The sequence below is a fragment of the Paenibacillus solisilvae genome, assembly GCF_042656405.1.
Taxonomy (GTDB): domain Bacteria; phylum Bacillota; class Bacilli; order Paenibacillales; family Paenibacillaceae; genus Paenibacillus_Z; species Paenibacillus_Z solisilvae.
In genome coordinates this window covers 194459-211860 of sequence record NZ_JBHSOW010000080.1, presented here as the reverse complement: position 1 = coordinate 211860, position 17402 = coordinate 194459, and the positions used below count along the sequence as shown (strand labels likewise).

The following is a 17402-nucleotide window of genomic DNA, read 5'->3' as shown; positions in this document are numbered from 1 at the left end:
TTGGAGGTTCATTCGTGGAGGAGCAGAAGCCGAAACGACCTATTTTCACCCCTATTGTTCTTATCCTGCTTACGTTCAGCCTGATCGGGAATGTCTTCTTATTTACGAAGATGATTCAATCGAACCAGGACAAGCTGGCGGAGCGGGGGTATGCGGTTATGGATGCCGTTCCCCAAACCAAGCTTCATATTGACCAAGTGCTGGCCGGTGTGCAGGAGCTTATGGGTTCGGATGAGATCGGGAAGCGTCTTGCAGCGAAAAGCGCGCTAGGAGCAGCTTTTCATCAGAAGCCGAAACTTGTTCGTTTGATAGATGAAGCAGCGATTGTAAACGATAAGCCGTTTGAAGCTAAGAAGCGCGATGCGGCTGCCTTCCTTGATCAAGTCGAGGCATCACTGCAATCTCTCGGTAATCATGACGGTTCGCTGACGGCTTCGGAGCGTGCTTACCTGCAGCAGATTTCGGATGTGTATATGAAACTGAAGGCTGCTGTTCAATCTTTAAACTACAAAACCGTCAACCGAACGACTGCGCTCACCGTATTGGTGGATCCCAAATGGGTGGATGCAAGCAGCAGGATGCTCGCTGTAATGAACGAGCCCGATCAACTCAGCTTCAAACCATAAGCTGGAGCACAACAGCCGCCCAGCCCTCCTTATGCAAAATCCCCTATTCCAAAAGAGAATAGGGGATTTTGTTGCATTTACTCCAGCTTCATTCCACTAAAGCGTACATTCGTTTGAATGCAATCAATCAGGCTTGAATCACTGTTTTCCCAATAACTAGGTATTCGTTAATTCGCGAACCGTACCGTCATTGAAGCCGACAATAACTTTGGCAGCCATATGGATAAAGAGGCCGTTCTCAACGACGCCCGGTATCATATTCAAGGCTTGATTTAACTGAACGGCATCTTCAATGGCTCCAAGATGACAATCCACGATGTAATTCCTATTGTCAGTCAGGAAGAGCTTATCTTCGGTTTGCCGCAGATTAAGCGGACAAGCGAGGAGAGCTGCTAATTTCTTCATGGTCAGTTCGATTCCAAATGGAACCACCTCGACAGGGAGTGGAAAAGCACCCAGCCTCTGAACGAGCTTGCTCTCATCAGCTATAATAATGAGTTCGCGGCTGGCCGCTGCTACGATTTTTTCCCTTAATAAAGCGCCGCCGCCGCCTTTGATGGCATTCAAGTCCGTATCGACTTCATCTGCGCCATCAATGGTGATATCGATGCTATCGATGTCGGAGAACGGAACAATCGGTATATCCAGTTCCCGGGCTAATGCTTCCGATTTCTCGGATGTGGCGACTGCTTGAATGTTTAGTCCTGTTTTGACGCGCGCACCGATCGCTTGAATGGCCCAATAAGCAGTAGAGCCTGTGCCTAATCCGACAACCATTCCGCTTTTGACCGATCCCACAGCGCGGTCTGCCGCTATCTTCTTGCTTTCCATGCTTTCTCTCCACCCTCGGCTAGCTGATTCTCTGTCATAGAAAGGCTAGGTTATTAATTGATTACGGTCTTTTAGGTGAGGAACCTGCGTCAGCGACAGAGTGAACGGCGGTCTGCTGCTTCTTAAGCTCAGCTAGAAGGAGCTGTGCAGCGCGTCTGCCGCTTGAAAAAGCCCGCTCGGCAAGCTCCCCTTTACCCTCGCAGCCATCGCCGCAGAAGTAGAAGGGCATACTCTCAATCCGGCTTGGAAGCAGGCGATTGCCGGCAATGTTCTTCACGCTTTGGACCATCGCTTTTTTGGATACCCGCTTGACAGCGACTGCTTCCCGCCAGCCCGGATAATGGCGGTCGAACAAATCCTCCATTTGTGCGGTACGCTCATTGAGATAAGCTTTGCGGTCTTCATCTCCATCGATTGGTTCATCGCTCAAGTAGGCTATTCCTTGCAGCAATTGTCCGCCTTCAGGCACAAGTGTATGATCGGTTGCCGAAACATCGGAGATGAACAGCTTATGATTCATATCACTGATATAGCTGAAGGGACGCGCAACAACATGATGGAGACCAATATCGTAAACCATGACCTCTGTCGCCGTATTTTGCTCATACGGTTCCAGAAAGGGCTCCCAGGGCGTGCCGCGCAGCAATTTAATGACCTGCTGGACAGGCATGGCGAAGACGACACGGTCAAATGCTTCTTCGCGGGCTTTTGTTTTCAATAGATATTTACCGTGCTCATAACGAATGCTGTCTACGCCTTCCTGCATAGCGAATGACCAGTGTTCATTATATACTATTTTATCCCGCAGCTGGTTCGTAATAACAGCCCAGCTCCCCAGAATATAGTTAACGGGTCTTTGGGATAAGAATAAATTATGATAATAGGCGCTAATAACCGCACCGGGAACTTTACGGGCATCTTCAGGCGTGATGAAGAAATTGCTGCAAACCAAATGCTCCCACAGCTCCTTAACATCCTCGTCTGCGCCTGATTCAGCCAAGTAATGGCCGAGAGTTTCATAGTGCTTGATCTGATGGATATTGGCTATGATCGCTGTAATCTCAGCAACAAACCGTACCTTTTGCCTCATCGTTAGAATATCAGTTTTCATTAGATTTACAAAATCAAGAGGAGCCGGTGTGAGCTGTTCACCCTTCTCATACATGACCTTGCGTTTATCAACCTGCTTACTGCTAAAGCTAAGATGAAGCTCATTCTCCATGACCGTCAGTGTATGACGATCCAGTCCATAAATAGCGTGAGCGCCGTAATTGAGGGTAAACCCTGCTTTTTCATAAGTAAACGCCCGGCCGCCAAGCTGAGGGCTTCGCTCGAACAAGACGCCCTGGACTCCGGGCTGCTCAGATAAATAAGCGGCTGCTGTAAGCCCAGCCAGTCCGCCTCCGATAACAGCAACTTTCATTTGTGGATCCTCCTCATCTGCAAAAAAGCTTTCATGACAATTTGACGAGCAGCTCGTCCTTGCTTGTGATACTTATAGGAAGGGCATAAGAGAGAGCCATGTTCCATTCGCCCTCATTATACGCTGGAAAATGAAGCCGATCCATCTCGATTTAGGCTGAAAGTCTGATCAAATCAGCATTGATTATGGTTATCAATTAGCAGGGCAAGCGCCTATTTTTCTAAAGCAAGGCGCCATTTGCCCACGGGCGAATATCATGAGAGTAGAATGCTTACGAAATGAGTTTTCGCTAACGAAGACTTCTAGGAGGGTTTCAAAACGTGGAGAAAAAAATGTTTACGTCACCGATCGGCAAGAAATCTACAGGATTGATGCCATCGGCAGCAGCACCGACCGGCAAGAAATCTACGGGAATGATGCCAAAGGCAAAATCACCGGGTGTTACAGTTGAACCGTATCCAGCGGAGAAGCATGAGAAAGCAAAATGGTGCAAAGATCATATGCACCGTTATGTCCTATTGCAAACGCATGACGGCTACTGCGCAGACGGTTTCGTTGAACATATTGACGATGAAATGGTCTGTATCGCTGTCCCGCATTGCGGACCGCATTGGGATCGCGCTTTTCTGCCGTACCCGCCAATCTACCCTTATCCATATTTTCCAAGACGACGGTTTGTACGCCAGGCCTTCCCGTTGACCGCGCTGCGCGGTCTCTCCCTGCTGCCATTCTATTAAAAAGTTCTTTTCATTGGAAGCGGCAATCCGGTCAAGTTTGGCGCCGGCTTCCATGATTGGACGAGCCTTCTTTTTTTCGTTATGATGGATGCATATGCTTCACTTTATGGGTCACAGATAAAAACGATATGGGAGGCCATTTAGATGGACTGTCTTTTTTGCAAATTGATTGAGGGTACTATTCCTTCAAAAAAAGTTTTTGAGAATGATCGTATTCTGGCATTCCACGATATCGCACCAGCGGCGCCTGTACATATCTTGATTATTCCGAAGAAACATATTGCCACTATGAATGATGTAACAGAAGAGGATGACGCTTTAATCGCCGAACTGTTTACAGTTGCACGTCAAATCGCTAAGGAACAGGGCATCGCCGAATCTGGTTACCGGCTTGTTAATAACTGCAATTCTGAAGGCGGGCAGGTGGTATACCATTTACATATTCATTTGCTAGGCGGTCATCAGATGAAAGCTTTAGCAGATTAATACTTGATGTTAAAATAAAGCTTGTCTATTCAAGTTGACACTGCCTTTCTTTATAACATATAATTAAATTTGATGAACCGTGTTAACTTTTCTTGGACGGTCTGATTCGGAGGGAGGGAAAACTGGTGTCTGAAACAAAAGTTCGCAAAAACGAGACAATCGATGCTGCACTCCGCCGCTTCAAACGTACCATCGCAAAAGATGGCGTTTTGGCCGAGGTAAAGAAACGCAAGCATTATGAGAAGCCTAGTGTCAAGCGTAAGTTGAAGTCCGAGGCTGCGCGCAAGAGAAAGTTTTAGGAGGATCCTTCCAGAATGAACCTTAGCGAACGATTGAACGATGATATGAAGCAAGCCATGAAGAGCCAAGAGAAGTTTAAGCTCACCACAATTCGCATGGTTCGTGCAGCCATTAAGAATTTGGAAATTGATCTAAAACGTCCGCTTGAAGATTCAGAGGTGCTTGACATTCTTAGTCGGGAGATCAAACAACGTAAAGATTCCCTCCAAGAATTTGATAAAGCGGGCCGCGACGATCTTGCGAAAGATGTCGCCGCAGAAATTGAAATTATTAGTGTATACCTGCCTCAGCAGCTGACCGAAGAAGAGATCAGAGTCATTGTTCAGCAGACCATCCAGGAAACCGGTGCTTCTTCGAAAGCCGAGATGGGGAAAGTCATGAGCGCACTTTTGCCGAAGGTAAAAGGGCGTGCTGATGGTAAACTAGTAAACACATTTGTGCAGCAATTTCTGCAATAACATAGGCAGTCAGCCAAACACTCCCTGCAAGGGGAGTGTTTTTTCGTGTGCGCCCAGCATGGGCGTCATCTATACGGTGAAAGTCCGGAATGGGGGCTGGCAAGCGCCTACCATGCCAAGAGCATGGGTGTCCGCCGCGAGGCGGAATCTGAAGGAAGCTGGAGGCAAAAGCACGGCTCGAGGTACACGAATCCAATTTGAGGCGGTTGCAGTCGGTTGAGTCACCACGACATGACGAAATCCTAAGCTGCCAAAGGCTGCAGCCGTAAACTTGGGCGAGCACGGGCGGAAAGATGACGTTCTTATCTGGGGAGGCCTGCGGCAGACGCGAAGAAACCTTCGTAACCGCGGTTGAGAAACCGCGCTGAAGCCGTAGGAGTCAGCAGAGGCCATAGTACGCAAGCTGTTGCAACAGCTTGCGGAAGGGCTGAACCGAAAGGAGAGAGGAAACCGATATCGCAAGAGAGCTCGCGGCAAAGAGAAATGGTGAAGCCCTCAGGGGATGCCGGAGCGCCGAGTTATTCGTCGGCACAAGTCGCCCCTTCCTCTCGCAAAGCCCAGAACGACCTGCTGGAGCGGATGCTCGAAGGAGACAACCTTCGGCTCGCTTACAAGCGAGTGGTGCAGAACGGAGGAGTCCCCGGCGTGGACAGTGTAACGGTAGCACATCTACAAGCTTACCTGAAAACACACTGGGAAACGGTGAAAGCCGAACTTTTTGCGGGAACGTACAGACCCGCGCCAGTCAAACGGGTGGAAATCCCCCAGACGAGGAGCATGGGAAATGTCTCGAAACACAAACAAAGCCCTTCCGACTTCCTACTGGGAAGCGAAAGGGCTGCGAAGTTTACTTTCACGTTACTTGGAACTTTGTTAACCTTTTGGAACCGCCGTATGCGGACCCGCATGTACGGTGGTGTGAGAGGACGGGGGCTAGCCGCCCCCTCCTACTCGATTATAGTCGCGGACTTGCCCCCCCATACAAGTCCTATTGACACCCCTGCTTCTGTTCAGTCACAATTAGGCTAACTAAACGAAACGAGGCTATTTGACTCATGCTGCGTAATTGGATCACCATCCTGCTTCTTGCCATTCCTTCCCTTATTTCTTTTGCCACACAGACGTTAACGGGTACGATCAGTTTGATTATGGTTGGAGATCTCGGCTTTCTGATCATCGCTATTGTTGGCGTTTCCAATATCATCATGTATAACGCGTTTGCTATATTTTCCGGAATTGGGCATACCGTCAATTATCTGGTAGCCCAGAACTACGGTTCCGGCGACATGCGCAAGGGGATACAACGTACTTATTTAGCCATGTATATGTGTATTACGTTCGCCATTTTCATTGCGATTGTTGGTTTTATTGGGTCGGATGATATTTTGCGCTGGACAGGCGGATCTGATCAACTCGTGCATCAAGGAAGCATTTATTTGGAAATTCGGTTTTATGCGATGTCCTTCGGCATTCTTAATTTCGCTTTTCATGGTTTTCTGCGCGGAATTGGTGCCACCAAGATGTCGATGGTGCTTTCCATCATTACAAATATCTTTATTTTGTTTTTCACTTATACGCTGACCTTTGGCGAATGGGGCATGCCCAAGCTTGGTCTAACGGGTACGGCGCTTTCCGTCTTAATCGGAGAAAGTGTGCAGCTTCTCATTTGTGCTTACGTATTCTTTGTTATTCTCAATAAAAAGTTTCATACGAGGGATCGCGCCGCTATGGTTTTTCAATGGGCAGAGATGAAATTGTTAGCACTTGAAAGCGGTAAGCTTGGCGTTCAGGAGTTTTCGCTCAGCTTATCCATGTATATTTTCACCGCATTCGTTGCGCGGCTGGGCGATCAGGCACTGGCTGCCAATGAAGTATCGCTTAACGTGATGTCCTTTGGCTTTATGCCGGCTTTTGCATTTGGTGCGACTGCGACTATTCTCGTCGGTCAAAATGTAGGCAAAGGAACACCGCTTGTCGGCCGCCGTGCGGGAACGGATACAGCTATATTGGGAACGATTTTCCTCGTGCTTCTGGGCACGGTGGAATTGGTGTACGCAGAGCAGATCGCTCATCTATATTCCAGTGATCCGGCGGTTTATAAGCTGGCTGCAGAGCTTATTATGATATCGGCCTATTTGCAAATATTCGATGGACTGCTTAATTTCTACGCAGGCGGTTTGCGCGGTATTGGTGATACAACCTTCCTGCTCCGCGTATCTTTTATTACAAGCTGGTTCATTTTTGTACCGCTGGCTTACTTGTTTATATTTATCTTCCATTGGGGAAGCATGGGGGCTTGGATCTCGCTTTATTCTTTCCTAATGGTCATGGGAATCTCGATCTTGGTTCGTTTCTACCGTACAGACTGGACAGCGGTAAGGCTGAAGGAAGCATCGCACAGCTAGAGCTCTGGAACCTTCCTTCGTTTGTAACGTATCAGATTAGAAGGCAAGCGAATGTTAAGGATAGGATAGTTTTGGAAAATCTGTCATGCTTACGAAGGGAGTTTAACAAAACGGGCCTCATGCTAACGAAGTCGTTTTTCTTCGGGATACAAACCTGTGGTTATGGGGTGAGTTTCTACGAACACTAGCTTGTGTTTAAGATTTAGCTTTCAATGAACGCTGACTTGTGCTTACGAAGCCGTTTTCCTTCGGAAAACTTTGAGGAGGGTCGAAAATGAAACATGGATCTATGAAAATGTTTCGGTTATTGCTTCCTATCGCCTTTCTATTACTGGCTGTACTAGCGGTTATTCCGCCTGCCGCAGCTGCGGATGATACCGCAGCGAATTCCATTGGTTCAACGGTATATGTCATCCGTGCGGAGCAAACGATCGAATCCGGCTTACAGGAATACCTTAAACGGGCCTATTCGGAAGCAGCGGAAGCCAGCGCTCAGCACATCATACTCGTGTTAAACACCTATGGCGGAAGGGTAGACAGTGCGGAAGAAATCGGGAGAATTATCCGTACGAGCAAAATTCCCACCACTGCTTTTGTCCAAGAAAAAGCGGTCTCTGCTGGAACTTACATTGCTTTGAATGCGAAGCAGCTGGTGATGGAGCCTGGAAGCACGATAGGTGCTGCCGCTGTTGTAGACGGGTCGGGAGATCTGATTACGAATCCCAAAACCGTGTCCTTCTGGACGGAAGCGATGAAAGAAGCGGCTAAGCAGAATGGGCGTGACCCTAATTTTGCAGCGGCTATGGTTAACCCGAATTTCACATTTGATATGAAGGAGCTGGGCCGGACCAAAGAGAAAGGCGATATTCTCACCTTATCGGCCAGTGATGCTGTTAAAGTTGGTTATGCAGATTATACGGCCAGTTCGATTGATGAGATTTTGGACCATCTGGCGCTGAATCAGCCTCAAGTGGTAGAGGTAAAAGCGACTCCCGTGGAGAAGATTGCTCAGTTTCTGACTTTGCCGGTGGTCATGACCTTACTATTAATTATTGGCATCGCGGGTGTGGCGATCGAGTTATTCGTTCCGGGATTCGGAGTGCCGGGAATTACGGGCATTATCGCGTTCGCTCTATATTTCTTTGGTCATTATATTATTGGTTTTGCAGGTATGGAGGATGTCATCTTATTCGTGGTCGGCATTTTGCTGCTTGTTTCAGAGCTGTTCATTCCAAGCTTCGGCATACTCGCTATTCTGGGTTCGGTTTCATTAATTGCCGGAGTTGTATTGGCCTCGGCTGATCCGAAAGAAGCGGTACTATCGCTTGCTCTCGCTCTTGCGATTGCAGTGGTTGTCGTTGTTATTGTCGCCAAACGCTTCCAAAGCCGCGGGATCTGGAACCGGTTTATTCTTCGCGACCAGCTGACGACGGAGCAAGGCTACGTATCTACAGCTAACAAGTCGAGCTATCTCCATAGGAATGGACGGACGCTTACGCCTCTGAGACCAGCGGGTACGGCTCAGATCGGAGATGACCGGGTAGATGTTGTGACGACGGGTGAGTTTATCCCGGCAGGCTCGGACATCACCGTCGTAAGAGTTGAAGGAACCCGAGTCGTTGTGCAACAATGTAAACAGGAAACCAAATAATGGAGGGATATCTATGGATCCGGTAATCTCAGTTATTATCATTGTCGTTCTGGCAATTATCGCACTATCTGTTTTTCTCAGCTTCTTTCCAATTATGCTTTGGATTTCGGCAGTTGCCTCTGGCGTTAGGGTGGGCATTATTACACTCGTAGCTATGCGTCTTCGCCGGGTCGTTCCAAGTCGGATTGTTAATCCGCTCATTAAAGCGTCCAAGGCTGGCCTCGGCCTTACGATCAATCAGCTGGAAAGCCATTTTCTTGCGGGAGGTAATGTGGACCGCGTCGTAAATGCCTTGATAGCGGCCCAGCGTGCCAATATTGATCTTGAATTTGAGCGTGCAGCAGCTATTGACCTTGCAGGCCGTGACGTACTGCAAGCGGTCCAAATGAGCGTCAATCCGCGTGTAATCGAGACCCCGATTGTAGCAGCAGTCGCAAAGAACGGAATCGAAGTAAAGGTTAAAGCGCGGGTCACGGTCCGTGCGAATATTGAACGTCTCGTGGGCGGTGCCGGAGAAGAGACCATTATCGCGCGTGTCGGTGAAGGGATTGTAACGACGGTAGGCTCCTCTAACAGCCATAAGGACGTATTGGAAAATCCAGATATGATCTCCCGCACTGTGCTGGGCAAAGGTCTCGATGCCGGCACCGCTTTTGAAATTCTGTCCATTGATATTGCAGATGTGGATGTAGGCAAAAACATCGGAGCGCATTTGCAGACCGAGCAAGCGGAAGCGGATAAGCGAATTGCCCAAGCCAAAGCAGAAGAACGCCGTGCCATGGCTGTAGCGCATGAACAGGAGATGAAAGCCCGCGTCGTCGAGATGCGCGCCCTCGTTGTGGAATCGGAATCCCAAGTGCCTCTGGCAATGGCTGAAGCGCTTAAGAACGGCAACATTGGCGTACAGGATTATATGAATTTCAAAAACATCGAAGCCGATACCCAAATGCGTAACTCGATCGGCAAACCAGACGGAACAAACCCGGATAAAGAATAACGAAGAAACTTTGCGACTTTGGTGCACAGCACCAAGCGACTTTGGTGCGCAGCACCAACAGCACAGCAGTCCCAGCAAAGGTTTTGGGGTTTGAGCGACTTTGGTGCGCAGCACCAAGAGCCCTGCATTCCCGGCGAAGGGTTTGGGGTTTGAGCGACTTTGGTGCGCAGCACCAAAAGCCCTGCAGTCCCAGCGAAGGTTTAGGGGTTCGAGCGACTTTGGTGCGCAGCACCAAAAGCCCTGCAGTCCCAGCGAAGGTTTTGGGGTTTGAGCGACTTTGGTGCGCAGCACCACGGGAGCGCGAACGCCAAAACCGGAGCTTTGCAGTAGGTTTTGAATGGTCAGAGAAAGCGACTTTGATGCCCGGCATCAAGAGCGCAACAAAAATCGCGCGCAGGTTTCGAGCGTTTGGGCGACTTTGGTGCGGAGCACCACGGGAGCACAAATGCCGAAACCGGAGCCTCGGAGGTGAGCACATCCCCCCATGAACGAACTGATAAAACTGCTGTTCAGCAATATCTATGTCATTGTTGTCATCGTTGGGGTCATCATGGCGATTGTTCGCAGAACAAGTCGCGGAACATCCGGCAACCGGATGCCAAGCTTTGGAGGCAAGCCAGATCCTCAAAACACGGAGATGCGGAACCGGCAGCCTGCACAGAAGCCCCTAATCAGGACGCTGCCGGCTGCAGAGCAGCAAGTGACGGCCGTCCGGACGCAGACGCCCAGCGACCGTTCTGAGTATGAAGAGAATGATTTCTTAACTCACCTGGTAGAAGAGCAGACATCTGCTTCAAAGAAGAGCAAGCAATCTGTATCTAATCCTGGATTTGATAGCCGTGTCAGAGTGAAGCGGCAGGAAGCCTTTTATATGCCCAAAGGTGATGATCTTCGCAAGGCGGTTATTCTCGCAGAAGTGCTTGGACCACCGAGGGCGAAGCGGCCTTTCCACAAATAACAGCATTCAAAATTCAATGAAGACACTTCAGCATTCTGCCACTTTGGCGGAGTGCTTTTTTTATGCTCGTCTCAGGGCATCCGATCTCTCATATTTCCAGCTTCTCCCGCATAGTTTGGTACAGTACGGGAAGGGGGCTTCTGCCTGCATGCGCCGCATAAACCGCAAGCTGCGTAAGATGGCTGCTGATCTGCTTGATTTGCCGCCTGACGTCACAATGGATTTGCCCAGGCTGACGATGATCGGTGATCGCCAGTTATATATTGAGAATCATCGCGGTGTGCTTCATTTCTCAAGCGACCGTCTCCGGCTGGCTCTAAGCAAAGGAGAGCTTGAAGTGACCGGGGAAGGGCTGATCATTCGGACCATCTGGACAGAAGAGGTATTCGTAGAAGGCCAAATCAAACATATAGAAGTGCGTGAATAGGAAAAATGGAATTTTAGGGGGTACCGGTAATGAATGCATCGTGGATGCAATGGGTACGAGGATATGTAACCATTCGTGTGAAAGGGGAATCTACGGAGAGGCTTGTTAACCGCGCGCTCGAGACCGGACTGCAGCTGTGGTCCATCCGCCGGACAAGCGGGGGTGACCTGTTGTGCGAAGTGACGGTAGGCGATTTTTTTCGTCTTCGTCCTCTTTTAAAAGAGACAAGCTGCCGGATTCATGTCATTTCCCGAAAGGGACTGCCCTTTTGGATGGTTCGTTTGGAGAAACGATTATTTTTTGCAGGTGGGCTCGTCCTGTTTTTCGTGGGGATGTATTTATTGTCCTCTTTGATCTGGTCAATTGATGTAAAAGGAAATGACCGTTTGTCGGAGGAGCAGATTTTACAGGTGGCCAAGCAGGAAGGCTTGTATCCGTTTCAATGGTCTTTCCGTTTAGCGGATACGGACGTGCTGTCGAAGCGGCTGGCGCAGAAGCTTCCTGGCGCGGCTTGGGTTGGGGTAGACAAACGCGGGACGAAGGTAACTATTCAAGTCGTTGAGACGACAATCCCTGAGGTCAAACCGCTGCTCAATCCAAGACACCTGGTTGCTTCTACGGATGCTGTTGTTACGCAAATCATGGCTGATGTCGGACGGCCTGTCGTAACCCGTAATATGAGAGTGAAGAAGGGCGACGTCCTGATATCGGGCATACTCGGCGATGAGGGGCACACACGTAACGTTGTGGCTAAAGGGTCGGTTAAAGGGATCGTCTGGCATGAATATGATATTTCATCCCCTTTAGAGCGGCAGGTAAAGGGATACACGGGTGAGAAAGCAGTACGATGGTATGCGGTTGTCGGAGACAGAGCGCTGAAGCTGTCGGGATTCGGAGATCCTCCATTTAAGACCTATGAGACTTACAGGCAATTGGAGAAAGCGAGCTGGCGTACGCGTACGCTTCCTTTCGGACGGATGAAGGAGACGATTCTGGAGACAGGCATTCAGAATCAAACACTCACCGAAGAAGAGGCAAAATCCGCCGGATTACTGCAAGCGCGTGCAGATATTTTATCGAAAGTTGGACCTGGAGCGGAGGTTCGTGCCGAAAACATTTTGCATGAAAAGACGGACAATGGTAAAGTTTATATGAAAGTGCTTTTTGAAGTCGAACAGTCTATCACTATGGAGAGACCGTTAGTTCAGATGCAAGGGGATTGAGTATTTTTGCAGAATGAGACGAAGGTTGTAAAAATCCCGCTTGCTACTGCAGCGGAAGGGTTAGCTTTGTTTGGACCGCAGGATAAATTTTTGCGGTTGATCCAGCAGCAGACTGAGGCAGACATCATGTCCCGGGAAGCGGAAATAACCATATCGGGACCAAGCTCCGAGGTTGAGTCAATCGAACAGCTTTTTACTGTACTGCAGCAGCTGGTGAGGGGCGGTTACACCCCGTCTGAGCGCGACATGATGTATGCGCTGGAGCTCGCGAAGACACTGCAAGCCGATCAATTGCTAGATTTGTTTAAAGCCGTTTTGACGACGACATATCGCGGGAAGCCGATACATGTCAAAACGATTGGCCAGAGACATTATGTCAAAACCATTCGAAAAATGGACATTGTTTTTGGAATTGGACCCGCTGGCACCGGCAAAACGTATTTGGCTGTCGTTCTCGCAGTTGCGGCCCTGAAAGAAGGCTTAGTCAAGAAGATTATGCTGACCCGTCCTGCAGTAGAAGCAGGAGAGAATCTGGGCTTCTTGCCAGGGGACTTACAAGAGAAGGTCGATCCGTATTTGAGGCCGCTCTATGATGCGCTTCACGACGTCATGGGTCCAGATCAAACGGCCAAAGCGTTTGAGCGCGGCTTAATTGAAATTGCACCGCTTGCTTATATGAGGGGCCGTACGCTTGACGATTCGTTCATCATTCTGGACGAAGCGCAGAATACGACACCTGAGCAGATGAAAATGTTTCTGACACGGCTTGGCTTCGGCTCTAAAATGGTCATTACCGGAGATGTAACCCAAATCGATTTGCCTCGTGGTAAACGATCAGGTCTTATTGAAGCACAGCGCATTCTAAGCGATATTCCAGAGATTGGATTTATTACATTTACAGAGCAGGACGTCGTCCGTCATTCCTTAGTCCAGAAGATCATCGTAGCCTACAACATCGACGCCGAGAATCAAGCTTAAGCCTGAGCCTGCTCAAGGTCTTGGTCTTTGATCTAAAGGCAGTGTGACCCCGTCACAAAGCGGGTCTTAGCACACCGTATGCTTAAACAAGGTGGAAAGCAGCAGAATTCCACCTCAGGGCACAAAGCCGCATAAGGGAGCCGCATTAGGAGCGTGTCCGCGAGCGGACGAAAGCGGGCCTTCCGCAACAGTAAGGCCCGAAGACGGCCCAGGCGGCAGGCACGATACATCCAGGGTCCAGGGACGGGAGTCCATGGGGTCCCCCTTGGATAAGGGGGATTTAGAGGGATGCTTCTACTCCCTTGGATAAGGGGGATTTAGGGGGTCCTAAATCCCAAGGAGGATAACATTCATGGTGAATCAGCAGATCAACCCGGATGGACAAAAGTCTTTCGGTTTGAATGGGTGGAAGCACAGCGCAGCCGTTCGCTGGGTGCTGCTGCTTCTGTTTGTATTGCTTTTTTATTTGAGCTTGGCGCCGCATTTACTTCCCAAAACGTACGATATCGAGATGGGTAAAGTCAGTGAGCGGGATATCGAAGCGCCAATGCAAATTAAGGATGAGAAAGCAACGCTGCAGGCTCAAGAAGAGGCTGCAGAACGTGTTGAGCCCATTTATTCAATCGTGGCGGTGCGCGGGGATACGCTGCTGGAGCAGATTTTTGCCCGTATGGAGCAGATTAATCAAGATGACCAGGTCACCACGGAGAATAAGGTTTCCATTTATCAAAATGAAATTCCTCAACTTTATGTTGATTATGTAGATCAGTTTGTCCGCAATAATACCGGCAATGATACTTACAACGATACGCTGCTGGAAGAAATGGCCAAGACGGTTAAAGCCCAGGCCTATCGGATTCCTGAGGAGACCTATTACAAGCTGCCTCAGCTTTCAGCGGATCAAATCGAGGAAATGCGCCAGGTCGGACTTAATATTGTACGCAAGCTCATGAGCGATTCTCTTCGCGAAGCGGAAACCGCAAGAACGAAGGTTGCCGAGCTGGTCAATTCGAGTTCTCTCAGTGAACGTAAAACGCGTGAAATCGTGCAGGAGCTGGCCCGTTTCGCGATTATGCCCAATAAATTTTCAGATAAAGAAGCGACTAACGAAGCGCGCGTAGCCGCTAAGGAAAACACACCGCAGGTGATCATTAAGCAGGGAGACATCGTCGTCAAGAAAGGCCAGATTGTTTCCAAGGAGCTTTACGACCGATTATCTTCATTCGGGTTATTGCAAAGCAAGAAAGCTTATTGGCCGCAGCTCGGATTATTGCTGCTGTCCCTGCTGTTCCTGCTCGTTATCTATAACTATCTGGAGAAAGCAGCCAGTCTGAATGCAGACACGAATACGCGTTATAATAATTCGCAGCTGGTCATGCTGTTTCTTATTTATCTAATTAATATTCTTGCTATGCAGATCGTTCATCTTACGCAGACAGAGGCTATGCCTTATGTCGGTTATCTCGCTCCTACAGCGATGGGCGCGATGCTTATTGTTCTGCTGCTCGATGTTCAGCTTGCAGTTGTGAGCTCGTTCATATTCGCCATCACAGGGAGTATTATTTTCAACCTGGATACGAATCAGATTTTCGATTTCAACTACGGGTTCCTGACGTCTGTTGTATCTTTTGCCTCTATATTCGCCATTCATCGCGCCAGCCAGCGCTCTACGATTCTGAAAGCGGGCATAATGGCCAGCTTATTCGGTTCAGCTTCTGTTCTGGCGCTAATGCTGATTGGAGATGTACCGGGCAAATCAGAAATGATTATGACGATCGGCTTCGTATTTGCTGGAGGCTTATTGACGGCAATCCTGGTTATTGGCCTGATGCCTTTCTTCGAGATTACGTTCAATATTTTGTCGGCACTCAAGCTGGTGGAGCTTTCGAGCCCGAATCATCCTTTGCTCCGCAAGCTTCTTACGGAAACGCCCGGCACTTATCATCACAGTGTAATGGTGGGCAATTTATCGGAAGCGGCGGCAGAGGCGATTGGGGCCAACGGGCTGCTTTGCCGGGTAGGCTCCTTCTACCACGACATTGGGAAGACGAAGCGCCCCAGCTATTTTATAGAAAATCAAACGAATATCGAAAATCCGCATGATCAGATTGACCCGAAATTAAGCAAATCCATAATCATCGCGCATGCCCGTGACGGGGTGGAGATGCTTCGAGCCCATAAGCTGCCAAAGCCGATTCGGGATATTGCCGAGCAGCATCACGGCACGACATTCCTGAAGTACTTTTATCACAAGGCCTGGAAGCAGGCAGAAGAAGCGGGTATAGAGCCGGATTTCACGGAGGATGATTTCCGTTATCCCGGTCCGAAAGCCCAGTCGAAGGAAGCGGCAATCGTCGGTATCGCCGATTGTGTGGAAGCAGCGGTACGAAGCCTGCGCAGCCCAACGATGGAGCAGGTCGAGTCGATGATTCAAAAAATCATCAAAGGCCGTTTAGATGACGGTCAATTTAACGAGTGTGATCTGACCTTGAAGGAATTGGAGCAAATCGCACAAACGTTGAAGGAAACGGTCATCGGTATTTTTCATTCCCGCATTGAATATCCGGATGATGTTAAACAAAAGGAGCGGCTTGCATGAGTTTGCGTTTAGAATGGAGCAACGAACAAGACAAGGTGGAGATTCCCGAATCATTCTTCGGTCAATTGGAGCAGCTGCTTCAGCTGGCCGGCGCAGCGGAAGGTCTGGTCGACGGCGAAGTGATGCTTTCCTTTGTAAATGATGAAGAAATTCATCAGCTGAACAAAGAATACCGCAATATCGACCGGCCGACGGACGTATTATCCTTTGCGATGCAGGAAGAAAGCGATGAAGAGCTTGATATCGTCTACGAGGTTGAGAATGAGGATGAGCTTCTTCCGTTCGAAGGAATATTGGGGGATATTATAATTTCAACTGAACGGGCTAAATTGCAAAGTGAAGAATATGGCCATTCGCTGGAGCGGGAGCTGGGCTTTCTCTTTGTCCACGGTTTCCTGCATCTGATTGGATATGATCATCAGGATGAAGCAAGCGAAGCCATCATGACGGAGAAGCAGGAAGCCGTGCTTCGGCAGGCTGGTTTGAATCGATAATGCTTAAATTCATCCAGAGCATTGGTTTATCGTGGTCAGGGATTAGACTTGCACTGCGGACAGAGCCGCATATGCGCTTTCATTTAATCAGTGCTATCATAGTGACTACAGTCTCTTTACTGTTAGGACTTAATCGCTTGGAATGGATCGTACTTATTCTTGCAATGGCAATGGTCATTGCGTTGGAACTGCTGAATACAGCTATCGAGAACGTTGTTGATCTCGTTAGCCCGGAGCGGCATCCACTTGCAAAAGCAGCAAAAGATACGGCAGCTGGCGCTGTACTGGCAGCAGCAATTGCTGCTGCTATTATTGGATTGCTTATACTTGGACCTCATCTAATGGATGTGATTCGAAGGTTTTAGGAGGGCGCGGGATGGAGACAGCTGTTGAATTATCAGAACAATGGAAACAACTAATGGAAGCAGCAATTGAAGTCCGTAAGAACGCTTATGTTCCCTATTCTAACTTTCAAGTGGGGGCAGCTCTTCTTGATGGGAATAATCAAATCCATCTTGGCTGTAATGTAGAGAATGCCGCTTATGGTCCGACAAACTGTGCGGAACGTACGGCGCTTTTCCGCGCTGTTGCTGACGGGCATAAGAAGGGCAGCTTTCAGGCGATTGCAGTTGTCGGTGACACAGAAGGCCCTATTACACCATGCGGTATATGCAGACAAGTGCTGGCGGAGCTTTGTACGCCGGATATGCCTGTAATCATGGGGAATTTAAAAGGGAATATCAAAATAACGAATGTCGGGGAATTGCTTCCGGGAGCATTTTTTCTAGAGAAGTAGCGCTGTAACCAAG

Annotated in this window: 19 protein-coding genes and 1 pseudogene; 18 read left to right on the top strand and 2 right to left on the bottom strand. The window is 49.0% G+C overall.

Annotation, left to right across the window (positions count from 1 at the left end; genetic code table 11):
- Window positions 1-14: 14 nt before the first annotated feature.
- Entirely contained in the window at window positions 15-626 is a 612-nt protein-coding gene (locus tag ACFPYJ_RS22075) for a hypothetical protein (RefSeq protein ID WP_379190382.1), read from the top strand.
- A gap of 156 nt (window positions 627-782) precedes the next feature.
- Here the strand turns inward: ACFPYJ_RS22075 and rpiA are convergent, their stop codons facing one another.
- Window positions 783-1457, bottom strand: coding sequence for a ribose-5-phosphate isomerase RpiA (gene rpiA, locus ACFPYJ_RS22070; RefSeq protein WP_379190381.1), 675 nt, complete (start codon window positions 1455-1457; stop codon window positions 783-785).
- A gap of 61 nt (window positions 1458-1518) precedes the next feature.
- Complete coding sequence (locus ACFPYJ_RS22065) at window positions 1519-2880, bottom strand: FAD-dependent oxidoreductase (protein ID WP_379190380.1); 1362 nt, start codon at window positions 2878-2880, stop codon at window positions 1519-1521.
- A 320-nt stretch (window positions 2881-3200) separates the two neighbouring features.
- Between ACFPYJ_RS22065 and ACFPYJ_RS22060 the strand changes: the two genes are divergently transcribed.
- The 17 genes and pseudogenes from ACFPYJ_RS22060 to cdd all read left to right on the top strand — a co-directional run bounded on the left by ACFPYJ_RS22060 (window position 3201) and on the right by cdd (window position 17389).
- A complete protein-coding gene (locus tag ACFPYJ_RS22060; protein WP_379190379.1) occupies window positions 3201-3617 on the top strand; it encodes a hypothetical protein in 417 nt (138 codons plus the stop codon).
- A gap of 144 nt (window positions 3618-3761) precedes the next feature.
- Entirely contained in the window at window positions 3762-4103 is a 342-nt protein-coding gene (locus ACFPYJ_RS22055; protein WP_379190378.1) for a histidine triad nucleotide-binding protein, read from the top strand.
- A 125-nt stretch (window positions 4104-4228) separates the two neighbouring features.
- Window positions 4229-4402, top strand: a complete 174-nt coding sequence (rpsU, locus tag ACFPYJ_RS22050) for a 30S ribosomal protein S21 (protein ID WP_090573672.1) — start codon at window positions 4229-4231, stop codon at window positions 4400-4402.
- 15 nt (window positions 4403-4417) lie between these two features.
- Window positions 4418-4861 (top strand): GatB/YqeY domain-containing protein, encoded by a 444-nt coding sequence (locus ACFPYJ_RS22045; protein ID WP_379190377.1) that lies wholly within the window; start codon window positions 4418-4420, stop codon window positions 4859-4861.
- A gap of 45 nt (window positions 4862-4906) precedes the next feature.
- Window positions 4907-5062, top strand: a complete 156-nt coding sequence (locus ACFPYJ_RS22040) for a hypothetical protein (RefSeq protein WP_379190376.1) — start codon at window positions 4907-4909, stop codon at window positions 5060-5062.
- A gap of 252 nt (window positions 5063-5314) precedes the next feature.
- Window positions 5315-5629, top strand: a pseudogene (locus ACFPYJ_RS22035) (group II intron reverse transcriptase/maturase); the annotation flags it as partial.
- 287 nt (window positions 5630-5916) lie between these two features.
- Window positions 5917-7266: an MATE family efflux transporter gene (locus ACFPYJ_RS22030; protein ID WP_379190375.1), complete on the top strand. Its 1350-nt coding sequence runs from the start codon at window positions 5917-5919 to the stop codon at window positions 7264-7266.
- Between the two features lie 274 nt (window positions 7267-7540).
- A complete protein-coding gene (locus ACFPYJ_RS22025) occupies window positions 7541-8917 on the top strand; it encodes an NfeD family protein (protein ID WP_379190374.1) in 1377 nt (458 codons plus the stop codon).
- A 13-nt stretch (window positions 8918-8930) separates the two neighbouring features.
- Window positions 8931-9914 carry a flotillin-like protein FloA gene (gene floA / locus ACFPYJ_RS22020; protein ID WP_379190373.1) on the top strand — a complete coding sequence of 328 codons (984 nt, stop codon included), beginning with the start codon at window positions 8931-8933 and terminating at the stop codon, window positions 9912-9914.
- 484 nt (window positions 9915-10398) lie between these two features.
- On the top strand, window positions 10399-10872 hold the full coding sequence (locus ACFPYJ_RS22015; protein WP_379190372.1) for a hypothetical protein: 474 nt from the start codon (window positions 10399-10401) through the stop codon (window positions 10870-10872).
- 148 nt (window positions 10873-11020) lie between these two features.
- Entirely contained in the window at window positions 11021-11299 is a 279-nt protein-coding gene (gene yqfC, locus ACFPYJ_RS22010) for a sporulation protein YqfC (RefSeq protein WP_379190371.1), read from the top strand.
- A 29-nt stretch (window positions 11300-11328) separates the two neighbouring features.
- Window positions 11329-12522 (top strand): sporulation protein YqfD, encoded by a 1194-nt coding sequence (gene yqfD, locus ACFPYJ_RS22005; RefSeq protein ID WP_379190370.1) that lies wholly within the window; start codon window positions 11329-11331, stop codon window positions 12520-12522.
- Window positions 12523-12528: 6 nt separating this feature from the next.
- Entirely contained in the window at window positions 12529-13500 is a 972-nt protein-coding gene (locus ACFPYJ_RS22000; RefSeq protein WP_379190369.1) for a PhoH family protein, read from the top strand.
- A 352-nt stretch (window positions 13501-13852) separates the two neighbouring features.
- Window positions 13853-16099, top strand: coding sequence for an HD family phosphohydrolase (locus ACFPYJ_RS21995; RefSeq protein ID WP_379190368.1), 2247 nt, complete (start codon window positions 13853-13855; stop codon window positions 16097-16099).
- Complete coding sequence (ybeY, locus tag ACFPYJ_RS21990) at window positions 16096-16593, top strand: rRNA maturation RNase YbeY (RefSeq protein WP_379190367.1); 498 nt, start codon at window positions 16096-16098, stop codon at window positions 16591-16593. Before ACFPYJ_RS21995 ends, ybeY begins: the two co-directional genes overlap by 4 nt.
- Window positions 16593-16958 (top strand): diacylglycerol kinase family protein, encoded by a 366-nt coding sequence (locus ACFPYJ_RS21985; RefSeq protein ID WP_379190366.1) that lies wholly within the window; start codon window positions 16593-16595, stop codon window positions 16956-16958. Before ybeY ends, ACFPYJ_RS21985 begins: the two co-directional genes overlap by 1 nt.
- Before the next feature lie 11 nt (window positions 16959-16969).
- A complete protein-coding gene (cdd, locus tag ACFPYJ_RS21980) occupies window positions 16970-17389 on the top strand; it encodes a cytidine deaminase (protein WP_379190365.1) in 420 nt (139 codons plus the stop codon).
- Window positions 17390-17402 lie beyond the last annotated feature (13 nt).

What these genes read in the sequence shown, in the direction of transcription:
- ACFPYJ_RS22015 (WP_379190372.1), top strand. Translation starts at nt 10,399, where the DNA reads ATGAACGAACTGATAAAACTGCTGTTCAGCAATATCTATGTCATTGTT.
- yqfD (WP_379190370.1), top strand. Translation starts at nt 11,329, where the DNA reads ATGAATGCATCGTGGATGCAATGGGTACGAGGATATGTAACCATTCGT.
- floA (WP_379190373.1), top strand. Translation starts at nt 8,931, where the DNA reads ATGGATCCGGTAATCTCAGTTATTATCATTGTCGTTCTGGCAATTATC.
- ACFPYJ_RS21995 (WP_379190368.1), top strand. Translation starts at nt 13,853, where the DNA reads ATGGTGAATCAGCAGATCAACCCGGATGGACAAAAGTCTTTCGGTTTG.
- cdd (WP_379190365.1), top strand. Translation starts at nt 16,970, where the DNA reads ATGGAGACAGCTGTTGAATTATCAGAACAATGGAAACAACTAATGGAA.
- ACFPYJ_RS22030 (WP_379190375.1), top strand. Translation starts at nt 5,917, where the DNA reads ATGCTGCGTAATTGGATCACCATCCTGCTTCTTGCCATTCCTTCCCTT.
- ybeY (WP_379190367.1), top strand. Translation starts at nt 16,096, where the DNA reads ATGAGTTTGCGTTTAGAATGGAGCAACGAACAAGACAAGGTGGAGATT.
- rpiA (WP_379190381.1), bottom strand. Translation starts at nt 1,457, where the DNA reads ATGGAAAGCAAGAAGATAGCGGCAGACCGCGCTGTGGGATCGGTCAAA.
- ACFPYJ_RS22065 (WP_379190380.1), bottom strand. Translation starts at nt 2,880, where the DNA reads ATGAAAGTTGCTGTTATCGGAGGCGGACTGGCTGGGCTTACAGCAGCC.
- ACFPYJ_RS22045 (WP_379190377.1), top strand. Translation starts at nt 4,418, where the DNA reads ATGAACCTTAGCGAACGATTGAACGATGATATGAAGCAAGCCATGAAG.
- ACFPYJ_RS22025 (WP_379190374.1), top strand. Translation starts at nt 7,541, where the DNA reads ATGAAACATGGATCTATGAAAATGTTTCGGTTATTGCTTCCTATCGCC.
- ACFPYJ_RS22055 (WP_379190378.1), top strand. Translation starts at nt 3,762, where the DNA reads ATGGACTGTCTTTTTTGCAAATTGATTGAGGGTACTATTCCTTCAAAA.
- yqfC (WP_379190371.1), top strand. Translation starts at nt 11,021, where the DNA reads ATGCGCCGCATAAACCGCAAGCTGCGTAAGATGGCTGCTGATCTGCTT.
- ACFPYJ_RS21985 (WP_379190366.1), top strand. Translation starts at nt 16,593, where the DNA reads ATGCTTAAATTCATCCAGAGCATTGGTTTATCGTGGTCAGGGATTAGA.